This is a genomic window from Nocardioides daphniae (genome assembly GCF_004777465.1).
GTDB lineage: Bacteria > Actinomycetota > Actinomycetes > Propionibacteriales > Nocardioidaceae > Nocardioides > Nocardioides daphniae.
Genome location: NZ_CP038462.1, coordinates 2,434,199 through 2,455,445, shown reverse-complemented (window position 1 = coordinate 2,455,445; position 21,247 = coordinate 2,434,199). Strand labels below are relative to the sequence as shown.

Sequence of the window (21,247 nt, the reverse complement as noted above, 5' to 3'; positions counted from 1 at the left end):
CCCCGCGGTCGTGCTCGTGCTCAGAGGACGTGCTCAGTCCTCGGGATCGTCCTCACGCGCCAGCCAGGTGGCCAGTCGCTCCACCGCCACCTAGAACTCGGGGTGGATGTCGGTGAACTCCTGGAGCCGGTCGGCGAGCCAGGCAAGGGTGACCTCCTCGTCGCCCCGGCGCTTCTCGAGCTCCTCGATGCCGCGGTCGGTGTAGTACATGGTGCGATCCCTCGTCGTGCGTCAGCCGCGGTGCGGCGCGAACGCCTTCTCCATGAGCGACTTCTGCTCCTCCACGTGGCGCTTCAGCGTGCCGACGGACGGCGACGCGGAGGCGGGACGGGTGACCGGCTCGACCTCGAGGTCCAGCTCCGTCCACACGTTGAGGGCGTAGTGCGGCCACGGGCCGTTGTTTCTCCGGCTCGTCCTGCACCCAGCGCACCGTCTTCAGGTTCGGGTACTTGGCCAGCTCGGCCTTGATCTCCTTGACCGGGTTCGGGTACAGCTGCTCCACCCGACCGATGGCGAAGGTCTCGCCGTTGTCGCGCTTCTTGCGCTCACGACCAGGTCCCAGGTGACGCGGCCGAGCACATCAGCAGGGTCTCGACCTTGCTGGGGTCGGCCTCGTCGTCGCCGATGAAGGGGCGGTAGGTGCCGTCGGTGAAGTCGGAAGGCAGCGAGGCCGCCTCCTTGCGCTTCAGCATCGACTTCGGCGTGAAGACCACCAGCGGGCGGTGCTCCTCGCCGAGCGAGTGCGTCCGCAGCAGGTGGAAGTGCGAGGCCGGGGTCGACGGCTGGGCCACGACCATGGCGTCCTCGGCGCACATCGCCAGGAAGCGCTCGATGCGGGCCGAGGAGTGGTCCGGTCCCTGACCCTCGTAGCCGTGCGGCAGGAGGAGCACGACGCCGGACTGCTGGCGCCACTTGGTCTCGCCCGAGGAGATGAACTCGTCGATGACGGTCTGCGCGCCGTTGACGAAGTCACCGAACTGCGCCTCCCACAGGACCAGGGCGTCGGGACGGGCCACGGAGTAGCCGTACTCGAAGCCGAGGGCTGCGTACTCGGAGAGCAGCGAGTCGTAGACGTAGAACTTCGCCTGGTCCTCGCTGAGGGTGGTCAGCGGGGTCCACTCGTCGGCGTTCTTGCGGTCGATGATCGTCGCGAAGCGCTGCACGAACGTGCCGCGGCGCGAGTCCTGACCGGCCAGGCGGACCGGGCGGCCCTCCATGAGCAGCGAGCCGAAGGCGAGGATCTCGCCGGTGCCCCAGTCGATCGGGCCGTCGATGATCGCGGCGGCACGACGCTGCAGCTGCGGCATGACCTTCGGGTGGACGGTGAAGCCCTCGGCGGGTCAGGTAGGCGTCGGAGATGCGCTTGAGGACCTCCTGGCTGACCGCTGAGGAGGTGGCGGCGCCCGCCGACTTCTCCGGTAGTCCGGGACGGTGGTCCACTCGGACGGCTCCGAGGTGGCCTCGCGGACCTCGGTGAAGACGCGCTCCAGCTGCTGCTGGTAGTCGCGCAGCACCTGCTCGGCCTCCTCCACGGTGATGTCACCGCGACCGATGAGCGACTCCGTGTAGAGCTTGCGCACGGAGCGCTTCTGCTCGATGAGGTCGTACATCAGGGCTGGGTGTACGACGGGTCGTCACCCTCGTTGTGGCCGCGGCGGCGGTAGCAGACGAGGTCGATGACGACGTCCTTGTTGAACTCCTGACGGAACTCGAAGGCCAGGCGGGCCACGCGGATGCAGGCCTCCGGGTCGTCGCCGTTCACGTGGAAGATCGGCGCCTGGACCATGCGGGCGACGTCGGTGCAGTAGAGCGACGAGCGCGACGAGCCGGGCGAGGTGGTGAAGCCGACCTGGTTGTTGACGACCACGTGCACGGTGCCACCGGTGCGGTAGCCGCGCAGCTGCGACAGGTTGAGGGTCTCGGCGACGACACCCTGACCGGCGAACGCCGCGTCACCGTGGACGAGCAGCGGCAGCACGGGGAACTCCGAGCCGCGGTCGAGCACGTCCTGCTTGGCGCGGGCGATGCCCTCCAGGACCGGGTCGACGGCCTCGAGGTGCGAGGGGTTGGCAGCCACCGACACCTTGACGGTGTCGCCGGTGCCGGCGACGAACTCGCCCTCGGCGCCGAGGTGGTACTTCACGTCGCCGGAGCCCTGCACGGTGCGCGGGTCGATGTTGCCCTCGAACTCGCGGAAGATCTGCGAGTAGGACTTGCCGACGATGTTGGCCAGCACGTTGAGGCGTCCGCGGTGCGCCATGCCGATCGTGACCTCGTCGAGGTCGGCCTCGGCGGCCGCCTCGCAGATCTCGTCGACCAGCGGGATGGTGGTCTCGCCGCCCTCGAGGGAGAAGCGCTTCTGGCCGACGAACTTCGTCTGCAGGAAGGTCTCGAAGGCCTCCGCCTGGTTGAGCTTGAGCAGGATGCGGAGCTGCTCCTCGCGCGGGGTCTTCTCGTGCGGGACCTCGATGCGCTCCTGGATCCAGCGACGCTGCTCCGGGTCCATGATGGCATGTACTCCACACCGATGGTGCGGCAGTAGGAGTCACGCAGGATGCCGAGGATGTCGCGCAGCTTCATGAAGCGCTTGCCCTCGCCACCGAACGACCCCGTCGCGAACTCGCGGTCGAGGTCCCACAGCGTGAGGCCGTGCGACTCGATCTCGAGGTCGGGGTGGGTGCGCTGGCGGTACTCCAGCGGGTCGGTGTCGGCCATCAGGTGGCCGCGCACGCGGTAGGCGTGGATCAGCTCGAGGATGCGGGCCTGCTTGCTGATGTCCTCGTCGTGCGAGGTCGCGATGTCCTTGCTCCAGCGGATCGGCTGGTAGGGGATGCGCAGCGACGCGAAGATCTCGTCGTAGAAGCCGTCCTCACCGTTGAGCAGCTGGTGCACGCGGCGGAGGAACTCGCCCGACTGCGCGCCCTGGATGACGCGGTGGTCGTAGGTCGAGGTGATCGTCATGATCTTGCTGACCGCGTTGCGGGTCAGCGTCTCCTCGGAGGCGCCCTGGAACTCCGGCGGGTACTCCATCGAGCCGACGCCGAAGATGGCGGCCTGGCCGGCCATCAGGCGCGGCACGGAGTGGCTGGTGCCGAGTCCGCCGACGTTGGTCAGCGAGATCGTGGTGCCGGCGTAGTCGTCCATGCCCAGCTTGTTGTCGCGGGCCTTCTTGACGATCTCCTCGTAGGCCGTCCAGAAGCCGGCGAAGTCCATCGACTCGCAGCCCTTGATCGAGGGGGCGACCAGCTGGCGGGTGCCGTCGGCCTTGACCTGGTCGATCGCCAGGCCGAAGTTGACGTGCGCAGGGGTGACCAGCGTCGGCTTGCCGTTGACCTCGGCGTAGGTGTTGTTCATCGCCGGGAAGTCACGGATCGCGCGGATGATCGCGTAGCCGATCAGGTGCGTGAACGAGACCTTGCCGCCGCGGGCGCGGTTGAGGTGGTTGTTGATGACCGTGCGGTTGTCCCACATCAGCTTCACGGGCACGTTGCGCACCGAGGTCGCCGTCGGCACGGACAGCGAGAGGTCCATGTTCTTGGCGGTGGCGGCGGGGATGCCACGCAGCGTCGTGTACGTCGGCTCGTCCTTCGCCTCGGACTTCGCGGCGGGCGCGGGGTCCTTGGCCACCGGGGTGGCGGTGCCCTTGGCCGGCTCGGCGGCCGCAGCCGTCGGGCGCGGCTTGGCGACCGGCGTCGGGCCCGTCGCCGGCGACGTCGCCACCGGTGCCGGGGCTGCCTTGGCGGGAGCGGCCTGCTGCGCGGCCGGGGCGGCCTTCGCCGCAGCGGGGGCGGCCTGGGCGGCCGTCTCCTTGCCGCGTCCGGCGAAGTACTCGGCCCACTCGGGGCCGACGCTCTTGGGGTCCTTCTGGTACTGCTCGAACATGTCCTCGACGAGCCACTCGTTGGCGCCGAAGTCGGCGCTGGGGCTGGTCGATGCAGGCTGGTCAGAGCTGGGGGACTGCGGCACGGCTTGGTTCGCCTCTTCCGGTATGCGCGCTGAATGTGCAAGTAAGTCTCGGTCAAGGCTAGACCCACCCGGAACCAAATGCGGGGTGCAGGGTCGGGTTTCGGGCAGGCTGTGGCGAGACACACGCGTGCCGACGCCGGAAGGAGCGCACGAATGTTCCGAAGAGTGCGACAAGGGTCCGTCGCAGTGGTCCTGACCCTACTCCTGGGTAGCCTCGCGGCCTGCTCCGGAGACAGCGGTGACGAGGAGCCCGAGACCCCTGACAACGACAGTGGCAAGGCGGCGGCGATCGAGACGACCACCAAGGTCGCCACCGTCCGCGGACGGCTGCGGCCGCCGCAGCGCCGCGCGCTCGTCTCCGCGGTCACGCCGGTCGTCGACGGCTGGATCGACGCGGCCCACGTGGCGGGGGAGTGGCCCCGCTCGATCGGCAAGGAGGCGTGGGCGGGATTCACCCCCGACGCCGCCGCGCTGGCGGCGAAGGACCGGGCCCTGACCTCGGCCGCCGAGATCAGCGAGCAGGTCGACTCCGTCACCGCGACCCGACGGGTCGTGCGGTACGACGTCCTGGCCGCGGGCGGCAGGGCGCGCGGCGTCACGGCCCGCGTCGTCCTGGACTACGACACCACCGGGGAGGTCGAGAAGGCCGTGCAGGTGCGCGGTCGTCTGCTCCTGACGCCGACCGAGGACGGTTGGAAGATCTTCGGCTTCGACCTGACGGAGGGTGAGCGATGAGCAGCCCCGAGACCTCACGCGTACGTCGCTGGGTGCGGCGAGTGGTGCGTACGACGGCGCTCGCGGCGGTGCTCGCCGGCGTCGCCGTCGTCGTGCCCGACTCCGAGGTCGCCTCCACCGAGGTGAGCTTCGTGAAGGTCGAGCGCGCCCAGGGGGTCGACCTCAGCCCCGACGTCGTCTGGATCCTGGCCATCGGCTCGGACGCGCGCCCGTGGGAGGACAAGGTCAAGACCCGTGGTGACGCGCTGCAGCTCGTCGGCATCCACACGAAGACCGGCGCGGCCACCGCGATCGGCCTGGCCCGCGACTCCTACGTCGACATCCCCGGGCACGGCCGCAACCGGATCAACTCGGCGATGGTCTTCGGCGGGCCGCAGCTGCAGGCCAGGACGGTCGCCGGACTGATCGGGATCGAGCCCGACTACGTGATGGTGGCGCGCTTCGAGGGAGTCGAGGGGATGGTCCGCGAGATCGGGCCGATCCAGGTCGACAACCCGTACGCCTTCTCCGACGTGAACCTCAAGAAGGAGGGCTTCCGGGCCGGCAGGATCAAGCTCGGCTGGTACGACGCCCTCGCCTTCTCCAGGATCCGCAAGGGCCTGGTCGACGGTGACTTCGGCGGCGCTCGGCCAACCAGCAGCGGGTGATCCGCGGCATCCACGCCAAGATCGTGGCGGAGCAGCGCAAGCCGGGCTTCATCGAGGGCGGCGTGGCTGCGGTGCTCAAGCACACCCACACCGACGCCTCGCCGGTCGAGCTCTACCGGATCGCCCAGGCGATCACCCAGGTGAAGGCGAACAAGATCTCCACCTGCGTGGTGAAGGGCAGCATCGGCCAGGCCGGCTCGGCCAGCGTCGTCTTCCCCGACGTCGCGACGGCCCGCCGCTACGGCAACGACGCCCGCAAGGACGCCACGATCAAGCGGTGCTGAGAGGCGTACGACGTCGCCCACGGGCGCCACGAGAACGACGAAGGGGCAGCGCCGCGGCGCTGCCCCTTCGTCGTACTCGCTTCGATCTCGTGACCACTGGGTGGTCCGTACCCCCGGTAGGATTCGAACCTACGCTCCCGCCTCCGGAGGGCGGTGCTCTATCCCCTGAGCTACGGGGGCCCGTAGCGTCCACGAACCCTACCGCTCCTTCGCAACAGCCGCGAAACCACCCCGGTGCCGGTGTGTCCCCGGTCGCGCTGGTCGCACGGAGTGAAACCGATGAGAGGTCCGGTCTCCGGCGCGGATAGGCTGGGCGGGTGACCCCCGAGCATCTCTCCTCCCTGATCGTCGACGCACTCAACGGCCTCGTGGCCGACGGATCGATCACGCTGCCCGACGGCGTGCCGAGCGACGTGACGGTGGAGCGACCCCGCCAGAAGGGGCACGGCGACTACGCCACCAACGTGGCGCTCCAGCTCGCCAAGAAGGCCGGCAGCAACCCCCGCGCCTTCGCCGAGCTGGTGAAGACCCGCCTCGAGGCCACCGAGGGCGTCGCCGCCGTCGAGATCGCCGGGCCGGGCTTCCTCAACATCACCGTGGACGCCGGTGCCCAGGGCCGTGTCGCCGCCGACATCGTCGCCGCGGGAGCTGCGTACGGGGCCTCGGACGCCTTCGCCGGCGAGAAGATCAACCTCGAGTTCGTCTCCGCCAACCCGACCGGCCCGATCCACATCGGTGGGGTCCGCTGGGCCGCCGTGGGCGATGCGCTCGGCCGCATCTTCACCAACCGGCGCCGTCGTCACCCGGGAGTACTACTTCAACGACCACGGCGGCCAGATCGACCGCTTCAGCGGCTCGCTCCTCGCCGCTGCCAAGGGCCTGCCGACGCCGGAGGACGGCTACGGCGGCCAGTACATCCACGACATCGCCGCGGCCGTCGTCGCCCAGCGCCCCGACGCGCTCGAGGCCGACGAGGAGACCGCGCAGGAGATCTTCCGCTCCGTGGGCGTCGACATGATGTTCGCCGAGATCAAGAAGAGCCTGCACGACTTCGGCGTCGACTTCGACGTCTACTTCCACGAGGACACGCTGCACAAGTCCGGCGCCGTCGACCGCGCGGTCACGCGCCTCGGTGAGCTCGGCAACACCTACGAGAAGGACGGGGCCATCTGGCTGTCCACCGAGAAGTTCGGTGACGACAAGGACCGGGTGATCATCAAGTCCGACGGCCAGGGCGCCTACCTGTCCGGCGACCTCGCCTACTACCTCGACAAGCGCGAGCGTGGCTTCGACCGCTGCCTGATCATGCTCGGCGCCGACCACCACGGCTACGTCGGCCGGATGATGGCCATGTGCGCCGCCTTCGGTGACACCCCCGGCACCAACCTCGAGATCCTCATCGGCCAGATGGTCAACCTGCTGCGCGACGGCCAGCCCATGCGCATGTCCAAGCGTGCCGGCACCGTCGTCACCATCGACGACCTGGTCGGTGCCATCGGCGTCGACGCCGCCCGCTACGCCCTGGCGCGCTACAGCTCCGACTCCAACATCGACCTCGACCTCGACCTGTGGGCCAAGGCCAGCAACGACAACCCGGTCTACTACGTGCAGTACGCGCACGCCCGCGTCAGCTCGATCCTGCGCAACGGCGCCGACCTCGGCCTGGCCCCGGCCGGCACCGACTTCGACCCCTCGCTGCTGTCCCACGAGAAGGAGGGCGAGCTGCTGCGCGCCCTGGCCGAGTTCCCGCGGGTCGTCGCCAGCGCGGCACAGCTGCGCGAGCCGCACCGCGTCGCCCGCTACCTCGAGGACCTCGCCGGCACCTACCACCGGTTCTACGACAGCTGCCGCGTCCTGCCGATGGGCGACGAGGAGCCGGGCGACCTGCACGCCGCCCGCCTGCTCCTGGTCGCCGCCACCCGCACCGTCCTGGCCAACGGCCTGGAGCTGCTCGGCGTCTCCGCCCCGGAGCGGATGTGAGCACCACCCACGAGGCCGGCTGGGCCCACGCCTCCGGCGCGCTGCGCGGACCCACGTGGCTGCGCGAGCCGCGTGACCCCAACGCGCTCGTGCCGCAGCTGTGGTCGAGCAACGCCCGCAAGGTCGACGGCGTCCTCGAGGTCGCCGGCGTCAAGGTGACCGACCTGGTCGCCGAGCACGGCTCCCCGGCGTACGTCCTCGACGAGGACGACTTCCGCGGTCGTGCCCGCGCCTTCCGCGACGCGTTCGCCGACTTCGACGTCTACTACGCCGGCAAGGCGTTCCTCAGCGTCGCGGTGGCGAGGTGGATCGCCGAGGAGGGGCTGAACCTCGACGTCTGCAGTGCCGGCGAGCTCCTGGTCGCCCAGCGCGCCGGCCTCGACATGGCCCGCGTCGGCTACCACGGCAACAACAAGACGCCCTCCGAGATCGCGCGCGCCGTCGAGCTCGGCGTGGGCCGCATCATCGTCGACTCCTTCGACGAGGTCGCCCGGGTCACCACGCTCGGCGAGCGTCGCGCGGCGGCGGGGGAGTCCGACGTACGCGTGATGGTGCGGGTCACCGCCGGCGTCGAGGCGCACACCCACGAATACATCGCGACCGCCCACGAGGACCAGAAGTTCGGCTTCTCGATCACCTCGGGCGACGCCTTCGAGGCCGTACGCCGGCTCTCCGCCGCGCCTGGCGTGACGCTGCTGGGCCTGCACTCGCACATCGGCAGCCAGATCTTCGACTCCGCCGGTTTCGAGGTCGCGGCCCGTCGCGTCCTGGCGCTGCAGGCCCGCGTCGCCTCCGAGCTCGACGTGACGATGCCCGAGATGGACCTGGGCGGCGGCTTCGGCATCGCCTACACGACCCAGGACGACCCCTCGACCCCGGCGAAGCTGGCCAAGGAGATGACCGAGATCGTGGCGCACGAGTGCCGCGCGCTGGGCATCTCGGCCCCGCGACTCTCCATCGAGCCCGGGCGCGCGATCGTCGGCCCGTCGATGTGCACCGTCTACGAGGTCGGCACCGTCAAGGACGTCGCCCTCGACGGTGGCGCCAGCCGGCTCTACGTCAGCGTCGACGGCGGGATGAGCGACAACATCCGCACCGCCCTCTACGACGCCGACTACTCCTGCACCGTCGCGAGCCGCGGCTCCGAGGCCCAGCCCCGGCTGGCCCGCGTCGTCGGCAAGCACTGCGAGGCCGGCGACATCGTCGTCAAGGACGAGTTCCTGCCCTCCGACGTCACCGCCGGCGACCTGCTCGCCGTGCCCGCGACCGGCGCGTACTGCCGCTCGATGGCGTCGAACTACAACCACGCACTGCGGCCCCCGGTGGTCGCCGTGCGCAACGGGGCGTCGCGAGTCATCGTGCGCCGCGAGACCGAGGAAGATCTGTTGGCAACCGACATGGGTGAATCATGAGCAACAAGCCGCTGAAGGTGGCGCTCCTGGGCTGCGGCTCGGTGGGCTCCCAGGTCGTCCGGCTCCTCACGGAGCAGGCGGGCGACCTCGAGGCACGGGTGGGCGCTCCGGTGGAGCTGGTCGGCGTCTCCGTACGCCGTCTCGACGCCCCGCGCGAGGTCGAGGTCCCCGAGGGGCTCCTCACGACCGACGCCGAGGCGTTGGTGACCCGCGAGGACGTCGACGTCGTGGTCGAGGTCATCGGTGGCATCGAGCCGGCCCGCACCCTGATCCTCAAGGCGCTGGAGTCGGGCGCCTCGGTGGTCACCGCCAACAAGGCGCTGCTCGCCGAGGACGGGCCCACCCTCTTCGAGGCGGCCTCCAAGGCCGGTCGCGACCTCTACTACGAGGCCGCCGTCGCCGGCGCGATCCCGATCCTGCGCCCGCTGCGCGAGTCGCTCGCCGGTGACCGCGTCACCCGCGTGCTCGGCATCGTCAACGGCACCACCAACTTCATCCTGGACAAGATGGACACCTCCGGTGCCGGCTTCGCCGAGGCGCTGGAGGAGGCCCAGGAGCTCGGCTACGCCGAGGCCGACCCGACCGCCGACGTGGAGGGCTTCGACGCCGCCGCCAAGGCCGCGATCCTGGCCAGCCTCGCCTTCCACACCCGGGTCACCGCCCAGGACGTGCACCGCGAGGGCATCTCGGAGGTCTCCGCCGCCGACGTCGCCTCCGCCCGCGACATGGACGCCGTCGTGAAGCTGCTCGCCATCGCCGAGCTGCGCGACGACCAGGTCTCGGTGCGCGTGCACCCGGCAATGATCCCGCGCTCGCACCCGCTCGCGAGCGTGCGGGAGGCGTACAACGCCGTCTTCGTCGAGTCCGAGGCCGCCGGCCAGCTCATGTTCTACGGCCCCGGTGCCGGTGGCTCGCCCACCGCCTCGGCCGTCCTCGGTGACCTCGTCACGGTGGGCCGCAACCGTCTCAACGACACCACCGGTGTCGGGGAGTCCGCCTACGCGGACCGCGCGGTGCGCCCGATGGGGGAGACCGTCACCCGCTACCACGTCGCCATCGACGTGGAGGACCGCGCCGGCGTGCTCGCCGCGGTCGCCCAGGCCTTCGCAGACAACGGTGTCTCGATCCAGATCGTCCGACAGGAGGGACGCGGCGCCGACGCACAGCTCGTCGTCGTCTCCCACCAGGCCACGGACGCCCAGCTGAGTGCCACCGTCGAGACGTTGCGGGGCATGGAGATCGTCCGCGAGGTCACCTCGGTGATGCGCGTTGAAGGAGAGTCGGAATGACCGTGCACCAGTGGCGAGGCGTGATCGAGGAGTACCGCGAGCTGCTCGACATCCCCGAGGGCACCCCTGCGGTGACCCTGCGTGAGGGCGGTACGCCGCTCGTCGACTCCGGCTGGCTCTCCGGCCTGACCGGCGCCGAGGTCTGGCTCAAGGTCGAGGGCAACAACCCGACCGGCTCCTTCAAGGACCGCGGCATGACCACCGCGATGTCGGTGGCCGTGCACGAGGGTGCCAAGGCGTGCGTCTGCGCGTCGACGGGCAACACCTCCGCGTCCATGGCTGCGTACGCCGCCAAGGCCGGCCTCAAGCCCCTCGTGCTCGTGCCCGAGGGCAAGATCGCCGCAGGCAAGATGGCCCAGGCGATCCTGCACGGCGGCCAGGTCATCATGGTCCGCGGCAACTTCGACGACTGCCTGCGCATGGCGCGCGAGCTGAGCGAGAAGTACCCGGTCGCGCTGGTCAACTCGGTCAACCCCGCCCGCCTCCAGGGCCAGAAGACCGCCGCCTTCGAGATCGTCGACTTCCTCGGCGACGCCCCCGACCTGCACTTCCTGCCGGTCGGCAACGCGGGCAACATCTCCGCCTACTGGATGGGCTACAACGAGTACGAGAAGCTCGGCAAGTCCACCCGCCGCCCGGTCATGCGCGGCTTCCAGGCCGAGGGCGCGGCCCCGCTGGTCAAGGGCGAGCCGGTCCTGGACCCCGAGACCAAGGCCACCGCGATCCGCATCGGCAACCCCGCCTCGTGGGACCTCGCGGTCGCCGCGAAGGAGGAGTCCGGCGGCTCGTTCACCGCGCTGAGCGACGACGAGATCCTTGCCGCCCAGTCGCAGCTGGCCTCGAAGGACGGCGTCTTCGTCGAGCCCGCCTCCGCGGCCGGCGTCGCGGGCCTGCTCAAGGCCGTCGCGGCCGGCGAGGACTTCTCCGGCAAGCAGATCGTCATCACGGTCACCGGGCACGGCCTCAAGGACACGGCCACCGCGCTCGAGGGCTTCGGTGAGCTGGTCGACGTCGTGGTCGACGCCGACGTCGACGCGGCTGCCCGCGCCGCCGGACTGGCCTGAGGGTGGCGACGTTCGTCGAGGGGCCGGTGCGCGTCACCGTCCCCGCCACCTCCGCGAACCTGGGCCCCGGGTTCGACGCCCTGGGCCTCGCGCTCGGCACCCGTGACGAGCTGGTCGCCGAGGTGACCACCGGCGGGATCGAGGTGGACGTCCGCGGCCAGGGTGCCGACGACGTGCCCCGCGACGAGTCCCACCTGGTCGTGCGCGCGATGCGGATGGGGTTCCGCGCGATGGGTGCGGAGCCGCCGGGCTTCTCGCTGGTCTGCAAGAACGTCATCCCGCACACCCGGGGCATGGGTTCCTCCTCGGCCGCCATCATCGGCGGCCTCGTGCTCGCCCGGGCGATGGTCGCCGGTGGTCAGCTGCTGCTCGACGACGACGCCATCTTCCGGCTCGCCGCCGGGCTGGAGGGCCACCCCGACAACGTGGCCCCGGCGATGTACGGCGGCTTCACCATCGCCGGCCACGACGGGGAGCGCTGGTTCTCGGTCAACGTGCCGGTCGACCCGCGGGTCACCACGGTGGCCTTCGTGCCCGCCGAGCCGGTCTCCACCAAGGTCGCCCGCGGCCTCCTGCCGGCGACCGTCCCGCACGGTGACGCCGCGGCCAACGCCGGGCGTGCCGCCCTGCTGGTCGCCGCCCTCACCTCACGCCCGGAGTGGCTGCTCGCGGCCACCGAGGACAAGCTCCACCAGGACTACCGCGAGCCGGCGATGCCGGAGTCCCTCGAGCTCGTACGCAAGCTGCGCGCCGACGGCATCCCTGCGGTGGTCTCCGGTGCCGGCCCGACCGTGCTCGCGCTGACCGACGTCTCGTCGGTCGCCGCGCTGCTCGAGCGCAGCCCCGCAGGCTGGACGGCGCGCCACCTGCCCGTCGACAGCCAGGGTGCCCGGGTCGAGTGACCTGACGTCGTGGCCGCTCCCCGGGACCACCGTCCCGCGGGAGTGCGGCTCGCTCCTGCGCCAACTCCCTCGACGCCGTCACGCTGGTGGTAGCGTGGGCGACGCGCCACTCGGCGCATCCACCCGACTCTGGCGTCTGCCATCGAGGGTGACCTTCTCGTCAGGCCCACGGTGTCCTCGCGACGCCCGCCGAAGCGAGCAAGTTCAAGAGTCGTGCTGGCCTCCTCGAGTCAGCACCGAACGTGGGAAGGGCTCACGTGAGCGAGACAGGCGAAACCGGCGCCGCCGCGCCGAAGAAGAAGGCCACCAGCCTCAACACGATGCTGCTGGCCGACCTGAAGGCAGTGGCGCAGGGGATCGGCATCAAGGGTGCCGGCTCCATGAAGAAGGCGCAGCTGGTCGAGGCCATCAAGGCGACCCAGGACGCGCACGCGCAGAAGAGCGCCGCGCAGCCGGCAGCCGCGCCCGCCGCGGCCGCTCCCAGCGGTGACGGCGTCGAGGCGCCCGCGGTGCGGACCACGCAGCGTACGCGGGGTGCGCGCGCCTCCCGGGCGGGTGCCGACGTGCCGCTCCCGACCCCGGGGGAGGCGCCGGCCGAGGTCGCCGCCGAGGCTCCCGCCGCGGCTCAGGGTGGTGCTCCCCAGCCCGAGGGCGAGCGCCGTCGTGAGCGCACCCGCCAGGGACAGCAGGACAAGCAGCAGGCACAGCAGCAGGACAAGCAGCAGGACAAGCAGGGCCCGCAGTCCAAGCAGGACAGGTCCGGTGGCCAGGACCAGAACCGGGACCAGAACCGGGACCAGAACCGGGACCAGCAGGGCAAGGGACAGCAGCCCAAGCAGGACAAGTCCGGCCAGGACAAGCAGGGCAAGGGGCAGCAGCAGAACAAGCAGGACCAGGGCCAGCAGTCCAAGCAGGAGCGCAGCAACCAGGACCGCAACCAGGACCGGAACGCTGACCGCAACCAGGACGGCAACCAGGGGCGCGACGACGACGACCTCGACGAGGACGGCACGGGGCGCCGCAGCCGTCGCCGCCGCGGTCGCGAGCGCACCGCCGGCCGCACGGGTCGTACCGAGCCGGACACCACGATCCTCGAGGACGACGTGCTCGTGCCGGCCGCCGGCATCCTGGACGTGCTCGACAACTACGCGTTCGTCCGCACCAGCGGCTTACCTGCGGGGCCGGACGACGTCTACCTCTCGCTCTCGATGGTGCGCAAGTACGGTCTCCGTCGCGGCGACGCGCTGGTCGGCCAGGTGCGCCACCCGCGTGAGGGGGAGCGCCGGGAGAAGTTCAACCCGATGGTCCGGATCGACTCGGTCAACGGGATGGACCCGGAGAACGCCAAGGAGCGCGCCGAGTTCGGCGAGTTCACGCCGATCCACCCGCAGGACCGCCTGCGCCTCGAGACCGACGCCGCCAACCTGCTCGGTCGGGTCGTCGACGTCGCCTCGCCGATCGGCAAGGGCCAGCGCGGCCTCGTCGTGGCGCCGCCGCGCTCCGGCAAGACCGAGGTGGTCGGCGCCATCGCGAGCTCGATCAGCCGCAACAACCCCGAGTGCCACCTCATGGTCGTGCTGATCGACGAGCGTCCCGAGGAGGTGACCGACTACCAGCGCTCGATCCGGGGCGAGGTGATCGCCTCCACGTTCGACCGTCCGGCGGGCGACCACATCCTCATCGCGGAGCTCGCCGTCGAGCGGGCCAAGCGCCTGGTCGAGCTCGGCCACGACGTGGTCGTGCTGATGGACTCGCTGACGAGCCTGGGTCGCGCCTACCAGACGGTGGCGCCGGCCAGCGGCAAGGTCGTGCACGGGGGAGTGGACGCTGCTGCGCTCCACCCCGCCAAGCAGCTCTTCGGTGCGGCGCGCAACGTCGAGGACGGTGGGTCGCTGACCATCCTCGCCACCGCGATCGTCGAGACGGGCTCGTCCTCCGACGACGCGATCTTCGAGGAGTTCGCCGGCACGGCCAACATGGAGCTGGTGCTGCGGGGTGAGCTGGCTCGCCGCCGGATCTTCCCGCCCGTCGACGTGGTGGCCTCCTCCACCCGTCGTGAGGAGCACCTGCTCGGCGAGCAGGAGCAGGAGACGCTGCTCAAGCTGCGGACCGCCCTGATGGACGTGGAGCCCCTCACCGCGCTGGAGTCGGTGCTGGGCCGGATGGGGAAGACGCAGAACAACGTCGAGTTCCTCACCCAGGTGCAGCAGGCCGTCCCCGAGTCGCTCGTGAAGCGCTGACACCTACCTCAATTGCGGTAAGCGGGGGTCAAAAGGTCCCCGCTTGCCGTCATTTCGCTGCGGAAGCCGCGGCGCGGCCTAGGCTTCCCCCATCATCACGACGAAGGGTCACCGACACTCATGGCGCACATCCTCGTTGCCGACGACGACGTGGACATCCGCGAACTGGTCGAGTTCAAGCTCTCCACCCTCGGGCACGAGGTCGTGGCGGTGGCTGACGGCTCGTCCGCGGTCGAGGAGGTCCGTCGGCGTCGGCCCGACCTGGCGGTCCTCGACGTCATGATGCCCGGCATGTCCGGCCTCGAGGCGGTGCGGGTGATCCGCAACGAGCCCGACCTGGCCGACCTCCCGGTCATCCTGCTGACGGCGCGCGCGCAGGAGTCGGACCGTGAGACCGGCTTCGACTCCGGCGCCGACGACTACATCACCAAGCCGTTCAGCCCGCGGGAATTGGCGGCCCGGGTCGAGGCGTTGCTCAACCGTTGACCCTCCGCCCCGCAACCGCGGGCCCGGATTTCTGGCTCTGACCACGAAAGTGGCAGACTTGACCCTCGGTACCGGCTCACGCCCTGCACCAGGCAGTGCGACCCGGCGACCTCGAGAGGAAGACATGCAGAAGGACATTCACCCCGAGTACGTCGAGACCGCGGTCACCTGCACCTGCGGCGCGTCGTTCACCACCCGCAGCACCGCCACGTCCGGCAAGCTCCACGCCGACGTCTGCTCGCAGTGCCACCCGTTCTACACCGGTAAGCAGAAGATCCTCGACACCGGCGGCCGCGTGGCCCGCTTCGAGGCTCGCTACGGCAAGAAGTAAGTGCCTCGTCGACGCCGGTCCCCACTTCGGTGGGTGACCGGCGTCGGTCCATTTCCCCGGGCGTACGCCGCGCTCCGGGTCGCACGTCACCGCAGGAGTTGAACCTTGTTCGAGGCCGTCGAGGGCATGGTCGCCGAGCATGCCGATCTCGAGCAGAGGCTCGCAGCCCCCGAGACGCACGCCGACCAGCGACTCGCCAAGCAGCTCAACCAGCGCTACGCCGAGCTCTCGGCCGTCATCGGAGCGTGGCGCGAGTGGACGGGCCTGCAGGACGACCTTGTGGCGGCCCGCGAGCTGGCTTCCGACGACCCCGACTTCGCCGCTGAGGCCGACACGCTCGCCGAGCGCATCCCCGTCGCCGAGGAGCGGCTGCGGCGCCTCCTGGTCCCGCGCGACCCGGCCGACGGCAAGGACGCGCTGCTCGAGATCAAGTCGGGTGAGGGCGGGGAGGAGTCCGCGCTCTTCGCCGCCGACCTGCTGCGCATGTACAGCCGCTACGCCGAACGTGCCGGCTGGTCGGTCGAGGTGCTCGACTCCACCGGCTCCGACCTCGGCGGCTACAAGTCGGTCACCGTCGCCGTGAAGGCGCGCGGTGCCGTGGAGCCCGGGGGAGCGCCGTACGCCCTGCTCAAGTTCGAGGGTGGCGTGCACCGCGTGCAGCGTGTCCCCGTGACCGAGTCGCAGGGAAGGGTCCACACCTCCGCCGCCGGTGTCCTGGTGATGCCCGAGGCGGAGCAGGTCGACGTCACGGTCGACGACAACGACCTGCGCATCGACGTCTTCCGCAGCTCGGGCCCCGGCGGGCAGAGCGTCAACACCACCGACTCCGCCGTGCGCATCACGCACCTGCCGACCGGCATCGTGGTGAGCTGCCAGAACGAGAAGTCGCAGCTGCAGAACAAGGAGCAGGCGATGCGCATCCTGCGCGCCCGCCTGCTCACCGCCGCCCAGGACGCCGCGGACGCCGAGGCGTCGGAGGCCCGTCGCTCGCAGGTGCGTACGGTCGACCGCTCCGAGCGGATCCGGACCTACAACTACCCGGAGAACCGGATCTCCGACCACCGCACCGGCTACAAGTCCTACAACCTCGACCAGGTCCTCGACGGTGACCTCGGTCCGGTGCTCGACTCCTGCGTCCAGGCCGACCTCGCGGCCCGCCTCGCCGAGCTGGAGGACTGAGCGTGACGCTGCGCGAGCGCCGCCGGGCCTGGGCTGCCCGGTTGGCCGAGGCCGGGGTGACCTCACCCGAGACGGACGTCAACCTGCTGGTCTCCCACGTGCTCGACGTCGGCCTGGGGCGTCTCGACCTGCTCGAGGCCGTGAGCGAGGCCGACGCCGACGCGATCGAGGCCCTGGTCGCGCGGCGCGCCGACCGCGTCCCCCTGCAGCACCTGACCGGCCGGGCCTGGTTCCGCCACGTCGAGCTCGCGGTGGGCCCCGGTGTCTTCGTCCCGCGTCCCGAGACCGAGCTGCTCGCCGGGTGGGCCGTGGAGGCGTGCGCCGGCCTGGAGTCGCCCGTCGTCGTCGACCTGTGCACGGGCTCGGGCGCCATCGCCAAGGCGGTCGCCGACGAGGTGGCGGGCGCGCGTGTGCACGCCGTCGAGATGGACCCGGACGCCCATGCGTGGGCCGAGCGCAACCTGTCCGGGACCGGGGTCGACCTGCGTCTCGGTGACATGGCCGCCGCCTTCGACGACCTGGCCGGGACGGTCGACGTGCTGGTCTGCAACCCGCCCTACATCCCGCTCGAGGCGTGGGAGTCCGTGGCCGTCGAGGCGCGCGACCACGACCCTCACCTGGCCCTCTTCTCCGGCCAGGACGGCCTGGACGCCATGCGGGTCTTGGAGGCGCGCGGAGCGTTCCTGCTGCGCGACGGAGGAGTGCTGGGAGCCGAGCACGCCGACGTGCAGGGCGAGAGCGCCCCCGAGGTCTTCGTCGCCGCCGGACGGTGGAGCGACGTCCGTGACCATCGTGATCTGGCCGGTCGCGCGCGCTTCCTGACGGCGAGGCTGGCACGATGAGCACCATGCGACTGAGCACCACCACCGAGACCGAGCGCGCTGACGCCGTCGAGGCAGCGAGCCTGGCCGTCAACCGCGGCGACCTGGTCGTCATCCCCACCGACACCGTCTACGGCATCGCGGCCGACGCCTTCGAGCCCCAGGCCGTGCAGGCCCTGCTCGCCGCCAAGGGGCGCGGGCGCGAGATGCCGCCGCCCGTGCTGATCAGCAGCGCGGTGACGCTCGACGCGCTGGCCACCGACGTGCCCGAGTGGGGCCGGGCCCTGGTGCGGGAGTTCTGGCCCGGGCCGCTGACCGTCGTGTGCCACCAGCAGTCGTCCCTCAAGTGGGACCTGGGGGAGACCCGTGGCACTGTCGCCGTGCGCATGCCCGACCACCAGGTCGCCCTGGCCGTGCTGGAGCGCACCGGCCCGCTGGCCGTCAGCTCCGCCAACAAGACCGGCGTGGCCGCCGCCCTGAACGTCGAGGAGGCCGAGGAGATGCTGGCCGACAGCGTCGCCGTCTTCGTCGACGCCGGTCTGGCTCCGGGCATGGTGCCCTCGACGATCGTTGACCTGACCGGCTCCGAGTGCCGCGTGCTGAGGATGGGCGCGGTCTCCGAGGAGCAGCTCCGTGCCGTGCTGGAGCCGCTGGGCGTGACGCTGACCGGCGAGGGCGTCCACGGCCAGGCGGTCGCCGAGGAGGCCGAGGGCGACGGTCAGGGCTGATGCGTGAGTTCCTCCTGGTCTTCCTCGTCGCTGCGGCGACCACCTACCTGCTGACCGTCATCGCCCGGGACTTCGCGATCCGGACCGGTGCCGTCGCAGCGGTGCGTGACCGGGACGTGCACGCGGAGCCCATCCCCTACCTCGGCGGCCTGGCGATGCTGGGCGGGCTCGTGGCGGCGTACGTCGTCGCGCAGCACCTGCCCTTCCTCTCGCAGAGCGACCCGTTCGTCTTCCGGGACGCCGGCTCGGTGCTGATCGCCGGTGCCCTGATCTGCGCGGTCGGCGTGCTCGACGACATCTTCGACATCAGCGCCCTGACCAAGCTCGGGGGACAGGTGCTGGCGGCCGGTCTCCTGGTCCTCTTCGAGGTGAAGTTCTACTTCTTCCCGAGCGCCACCGGGTCGCAGTTCGCCCTCACCAACGAGGAGGGTGCGTTGCTGACCGTGCTGCTCGTGGTCACCACCGTCAACGCGGTCAACATGGTCGACGGCCTGGACGGCCTGGCCTCCGGCGTCGTCGGCATCGGCGCGGCTGCGTTCTTCCTCTTCTGCTACCAGCTCTCCGACCTCAACGGCGTCACGCTGGCGACCACCGGCGCCCTGCTCAGCGCCGCCCTCGCGGGTGCCTGCGCGGGCTTCCTGCCGCACAACTTCCATCCCGCGCGGCTCTTCATGGGTGACTCCGGCTCCATGCTCATCGGCCTGGTGATGAGTGCCAGCGCCCTCACGCTGACCGGTCAGTTCGACGGCTCGGAGATCAGCTTCGGCGGGGAGGGCGGAAGCCCCGGCTGGGCCGTCCTGCTGCCGCTCCTGCTGCCGGTGTCCCTGCTCATCGTGCCGATGACGGACCTGCTGCTCGCGGTGGTGCGCCGTACCCGGGCCGGTCGCTCGCCGTTCGCCCCGGACAAGGAGCACCTGCACCACCGGCTGCTGGAGATCGGCCACTCGCAGCGCCGCGCGGTCTTCATCATGTGGCTGTGGGCCGCGCTGATCAGCTTCGGTGCCGTGCTGGTGAGCCTCTACAGCGGCGTCGTGATCGCGGGCGTCATGGTGCTCGCGACGGTCCTCGTGGTCGGCCTGACCTTCCTCCTGCCACGCATGCCCACGCCGCAGCTGAAGGGTGCGCCGCTCGCTGCCGACGACTGAGATTCGGCCGCGGGGGAGACCTTGTGATAGTTTTCACGAGCCTTGGACCGCTGGTCCGGGACCGCCCTTGCACCAGCACAGAACGGCCGCCCACATGACGACCGAGTCGAATGATCGCCCCCGTGACGCGGGGTTGCGCATCCTCGGTGGCGTGATGCTGGTGGCTCTCGGCGCGGCCGTCGTCGTGACGGTGGTCGGCGCCCTGCTGGGCGGGTCGCCCGGAGCTGCAGGAGCGGCCGCCGGCGCCTTCTCCGTCGCCCTCGTCATGGGCTTCGGCACGTACGTCGTGCACGTCGTCGCGAAGGCCGTCCCGGCCCTCTCGCTGATGATGGCCCTGATGACCTACGTGCTCCAGATCGTGATGGTCGGGGCCTTCTTCCTCGTCCTGGTGCGCTCCGGCGACCTGGGCGACTCGGTGGACGGTCCGTGGCTCGTCGCAGGGGTCGTCGTGGCCAGCCTGACGTGGAGCGCGGCGCAGATCTGGCTGTCGAGCCGGGCCCGCATCCCGATGTACGACCTCTCCCGCTCGCAGGTGTCCCAAGGGCAGGAGGCGAGTGAGGGATGAAGATCCACGACTGCTATTCTCGGCCCCGCGATGGCCACGAAGAACTCACCCCACGGTCGCGCCGAGGAACCCTCGTCCACACGCGGTCCAGATCCCTGGAGCGTGGTCGGATACCTGGTCTCCGGCGTGGCGGTCTACGGACTCGCGGGTTGGGGGCTCGACCAGTGGTGGGGCACCAACTTCATGGTGGCCATCGGCATCGTCGTGGGGGCCGGTCTGGGTGTGTACGCGATCCAGAAGGTGTTCGGCGTGAAGCCACCCCCAGCGACGAGACCAAGAACTGACAGTGCGGCAGACACAGGAGACAGCGTGAGTGCGATCGCGATGACCGCGATTCCGACCGAGGGGTTCACCCCTCCGGGTCCGGGCGACTTCAACCTCCCCCGGTCGGCTACACCCAGGAGACCGCGCCGACGTTCGAGTTCCTCGGGCAGACGATGTACCTGGGCGTGACGAAGCCGATGATCCAGCTGGCCCTCTCGGTCGTCCTGATCTTCGCCTTCTTCTACTACGCCTCCCGCAAGCGGGCCATGGTCCCCGGGAAGCTCCAGTACCTCGGTGAGGCGGGCTACGGCATGGTCCGCAACGGGCTCGCCCGGGACAACATCGGCAGCCATGACTTCATGCGCTTCGTGCCGTTCCTGGTGTCGATGTTCTTCTTCATCATCGTCAACAACTACTTCGGCCTGATCCCGATGCTCCAGCTGCCGACCGCGTCGCGCTCCGGCGTGGCCTACGCCCTGGCGATCATCGCCTGGGGTTCTACAACTGGGTCGGCATCACCAAGCACGGCTTCATCGGCTACCTCAAGCACCAGACGGTGCCGGCCGGGGTCAAGGGCCCCGTCCTGGTCCTCCTGATCCCGCTCGAGTTCTTCTCGAACATCGTGGTCCGCCCCGTCACGCTGGCCCTGCGACTCTTCGCCAACATGTTCGCCGGCCACATCCTCCTGCTGCTGTTCGCCCTCGGTGGCGAGTACCTGATCGTGGAGATGGGTGGCCTCAACATCGCCGCCGGCCTGGTCTCGTTCGTGATGTTCCTGCTGATCTGCGTCCTCGAGATGCTGGTCATGGGACTCCAGGCGTACGTCTTCGTCCTGCTGACCTCGATGTACATCGCCGGCGCCCTCGCCGACGAGCACTGATCCACAGACCTGGGTCCGGCCTGCCGGACCTGCTTGTACCAACCGAACACCCCACACATTCCCAGGCCCTTGGGAACTACGAAAGGAAGAAGCCGTGGAAGGCTCTCTCAACATGCTCGGTTACGGCGTCGCGACGATCGGCCCCGGCCTCGCCGTCGGCCTGATCTTCGCCGCCTACATCAACGGCGTGGCTCGCCAGCCGGAGTCGCAGGGTCGCCTCCAGCCGATCGCCATCCTGGGCTTCGCCCTCGCCGAGGCCCTCGCCATCATCGGTATCGCCCTCGCCTTCGTGCTCGGCGCCTGACGCTGCGCCACTGCTGATACCCGAC

17 protein-coding genes, 1 tRNA gene and 4 pseudogenes are annotated in these 21,247 nt (G+C 70.4%); 19 read left to right on the top strand and 3 right to left on the bottom strand.

The features are described 5' to 3' along the window. Positions 1 to 33: 33 nt before the first annotated feature. Both E2C04_RS19955 and E2C04_RS12015 read right to left on the bottom strand, forming a co-directional pair. A pseudogene (locus tag E2C04_RS19955) lies at positions 34 to 210 on the bottom strand (DUF6104 family protein). Between the two features lie 21 nt (positions 211 to 231). Then, positions 232 to 3,966, bottom strand: a pseudogene (locus tag E2C04_RS12015) (multifunctional oxoglutarate decarboxylase/oxoglutarate dehydrogenase thiamine pyrophosphate-binding subunit/dihydrolipoyllysine-residue succinyltransferase subunit). Positions 3,967 to 4,152: 186 nt separating this feature from the next. On the opposite strand from E2C04_RS12015, the gene E2C04_RS12010 reads away from it, so the two are divergent. The 3 genes from E2C04_RS12010 to E2C04_RS19950 are packed head-to-tail and all read left to right on the top strand — an operon-like array spanning position 4,153 to position 5,632. Beyond that, positions 4,153 to 4,701: a hypothetical protein gene (locus E2C04_RS12010; protein ID WP_135832767.1), complete on the top strand. Its 549-nt coding sequence runs from the start codon at positions 4,153 to 4,155 to the stop codon at positions 4,699 to 4,701. Further along, positions 4,698 to 5,348: an LCP family protein gene (locus E2C04_RS12005; protein ID WP_238694266.1), complete on the top strand. Its 651-nt coding sequence runs from the start codon at positions 4,698 to 4,700 to the stop codon at positions 5,346 to 5,348. The genes E2C04_RS12010 and E2C04_RS12005 overlap by 4 nt, the downstream gene beginning before the upstream one ends. Next, a complete protein-coding gene (locus tag E2C04_RS19950) occupies positions 5,345 to 5,632 on the top strand; it encodes a hypothetical protein (RefSeq protein ID WP_238694265.1) in 288 nt (95 codons plus the stop codon). Before E2C04_RS12005 ends, E2C04_RS19950 begins: the two co-directional genes overlap by 4 nt. Positions 5,633 to 5,740: 108 nt before the next feature. Here E2C04_RS19950 and E2C04_RS12000 read toward each other — a convergent pair. Further along, a tRNA-Arg gene (locus E2C04_RS12000) sits at positions 5,741 to 5,812 on the bottom strand. Between the two features lie 137 nt (positions 5,813 to 5,949). On the opposite strand from E2C04_RS12000, the pseudogene E2C04_RS20990 reads away from it, so the two are divergent. The 16 genes and pseudogenes from E2C04_RS20990 to E2C04_RS11920 all read left to right on the top strand — a co-directional run. Then, positions 5,950 to 6,168: pseudogene (locus tag E2C04_RS20990) on the top strand (arginine--tRNA ligase); the annotation flags it as partial. Between the two features lie 226 nt (positions 6,169 to 6,394). Further along, the gene (gene argS / locus E2C04_RS11995; protein WP_275106500.1) at positions 6,395 to 7,612 is read left to right on the top strand and encodes an arginine--tRNA ligase; all 1,218 of its coding nucleotides are present in this window, start codon (positions 6,395 to 6,397) and stop codon (positions 7,610 to 7,612) included. Beyond that, a complete protein-coding gene (gene lysA / locus E2C04_RS11990) occupies positions 7,609 to 9,024 on the top strand; it encodes a diaminopimelate decarboxylase (protein WP_135832766.1) in 1,416 nt (471 codons plus the stop codon). Before argS ends, lysA begins: the two co-directional genes overlap by 4 nt. Then, the gene (locus tag E2C04_RS11985; RefSeq protein ID WP_135832765.1) at positions 9,021 to 10,313 is read left to right on the top strand and encodes a homoserine dehydrogenase; all 1,293 of its coding nucleotides are present in this window, start codon (positions 9,021 to 9,023) and stop codon (positions 10,311 to 10,313) included. The genes lysA and E2C04_RS11985 overlap by 4 nt, the downstream gene beginning before the upstream one ends. After that, entirely contained in the window at positions 10,310 to 11,377 is a 1,068-nt protein-coding gene (gene thrC / locus E2C04_RS11980; protein WP_135832764.1) for a threonine synthase, read from the top strand. The genes E2C04_RS11985 and thrC overlap by 4 nt, the downstream gene beginning before the upstream one ends. Before the next feature lie 2 nt (positions 11,378 to 11,379). Next, positions 11,380 to 12,279, top strand: a complete 900-nt coding sequence (gene thrB, locus E2C04_RS11975) for a homoserine kinase (protein WP_135832763.1) — start codon at positions 11,380 to 11,382, stop codon at positions 12,277 to 12,279. Positions 12,280 to 12,536: 257 nt separating this feature from the next. Further along, positions 12,537 to 14,519 carry a transcription termination factor Rho gene (gene rho, locus E2C04_RS11970; RefSeq protein ID WP_135832762.1) on the top strand — a complete coding sequence of 661 codons (1,983 nt, stop codon included), beginning with the start codon at positions 12,537 to 12,539 and terminating at the stop codon, positions 14,517 to 14,519. A 120-nt stretch (positions 14,520 to 14,639) separates the two neighbouring features. Then, positions 14,640 to 15,005 carry a response regulator transcription factor gene (locus E2C04_RS11965; RefSeq protein ID WP_135832761.1) on the top strand — a complete coding sequence of 122 codons (366 nt, stop codon included), beginning with the start codon at positions 14,640 to 14,642 and terminating at the stop codon, positions 15,003 to 15,005. 124 nt (positions 15,006 to 15,129) lie between these two features. Next, positions 15,130 to 15,336, top strand: coding sequence for a 50S ribosomal protein L31 (gene rpmE, locus E2C04_RS11960; RefSeq protein ID WP_135832760.1), 207 nt, complete (start codon positions 15,130 to 15,132; stop codon positions 15,334 to 15,336). Positions 15,337 to 15,441: 105 nt separating this feature from the next. Next, entirely contained in the window at positions 15,442 to 16,515 is a 1,074-nt protein-coding gene (prfA, locus tag E2C04_RS11955; protein WP_135832759.1) for a peptide chain release factor 1, read from the top strand. Positions 16,516 to 16,523: 8 nt separating this feature from the next. Beyond that, positions 16,524 to 17,357, top strand: a complete 834-nt coding sequence (prmC, locus tag E2C04_RS11950) for a peptide chain release factor N(5)-glutamine methyltransferase (RefSeq protein ID WP_371870098.1) — start codon at positions 16,524 to 16,526, stop codon at positions 17,355 to 17,357. Then, entirely contained in the window at positions 17,354 to 18,064 is a 711-nt protein-coding gene (locus E2C04_RS11945; protein WP_135832757.1) for an L-threonylcarbamoyladenylate synthase, read from the top strand. Before prmC ends, E2C04_RS11945 begins: the two co-directional genes overlap by 4 nt. Continuing rightward, positions 18,064 to 19,209 carry a glycosyltransferase family 4 protein gene (locus tag E2C04_RS11940; RefSeq protein ID WP_135832756.1) on the top strand — a complete coding sequence of 382 codons (1,146 nt, stop codon included), beginning with the start codon at positions 18,064 to 18,066 and terminating at the stop codon, positions 19,207 to 19,209. Before E2C04_RS11945 ends, E2C04_RS11940 begins: the two co-directional genes overlap by 1 nt. Positions 19,210 to 19,303: 94 nt before the next feature. Continuing rightward, positions 19,304 to 19,774, top strand: coding sequence for a hypothetical protein (locus E2C04_RS11935; RefSeq protein ID WP_135832755.1), 471 nt, complete (start codon positions 19,304 to 19,306; stop codon positions 19,772 to 19,774). A 437-nt stretch (positions 19,775 to 20,211) separates the two neighbouring features. Continuing rightward, a pseudogene (atpB, locus tag E2C04_RS22070) lies at positions 20,212 to 20,918 on the top strand (F0F1 ATP synthase subunit A). A gap of 94 nt (positions 20,919 to 21,012) precedes the next feature. Beyond that, on the top strand, positions 21,013 to 21,222 hold the full coding sequence (locus tag E2C04_RS11920) for an ATP synthase F0 subunit C (RefSeq protein WP_275106499.1): 210 nt from the start codon (positions 21,013 to 21,015) through the stop codon (positions 21,220 to 21,222). The last annotated feature ends 25 nt before the right edge of the window (positions 21,223 to 21,247 follow it).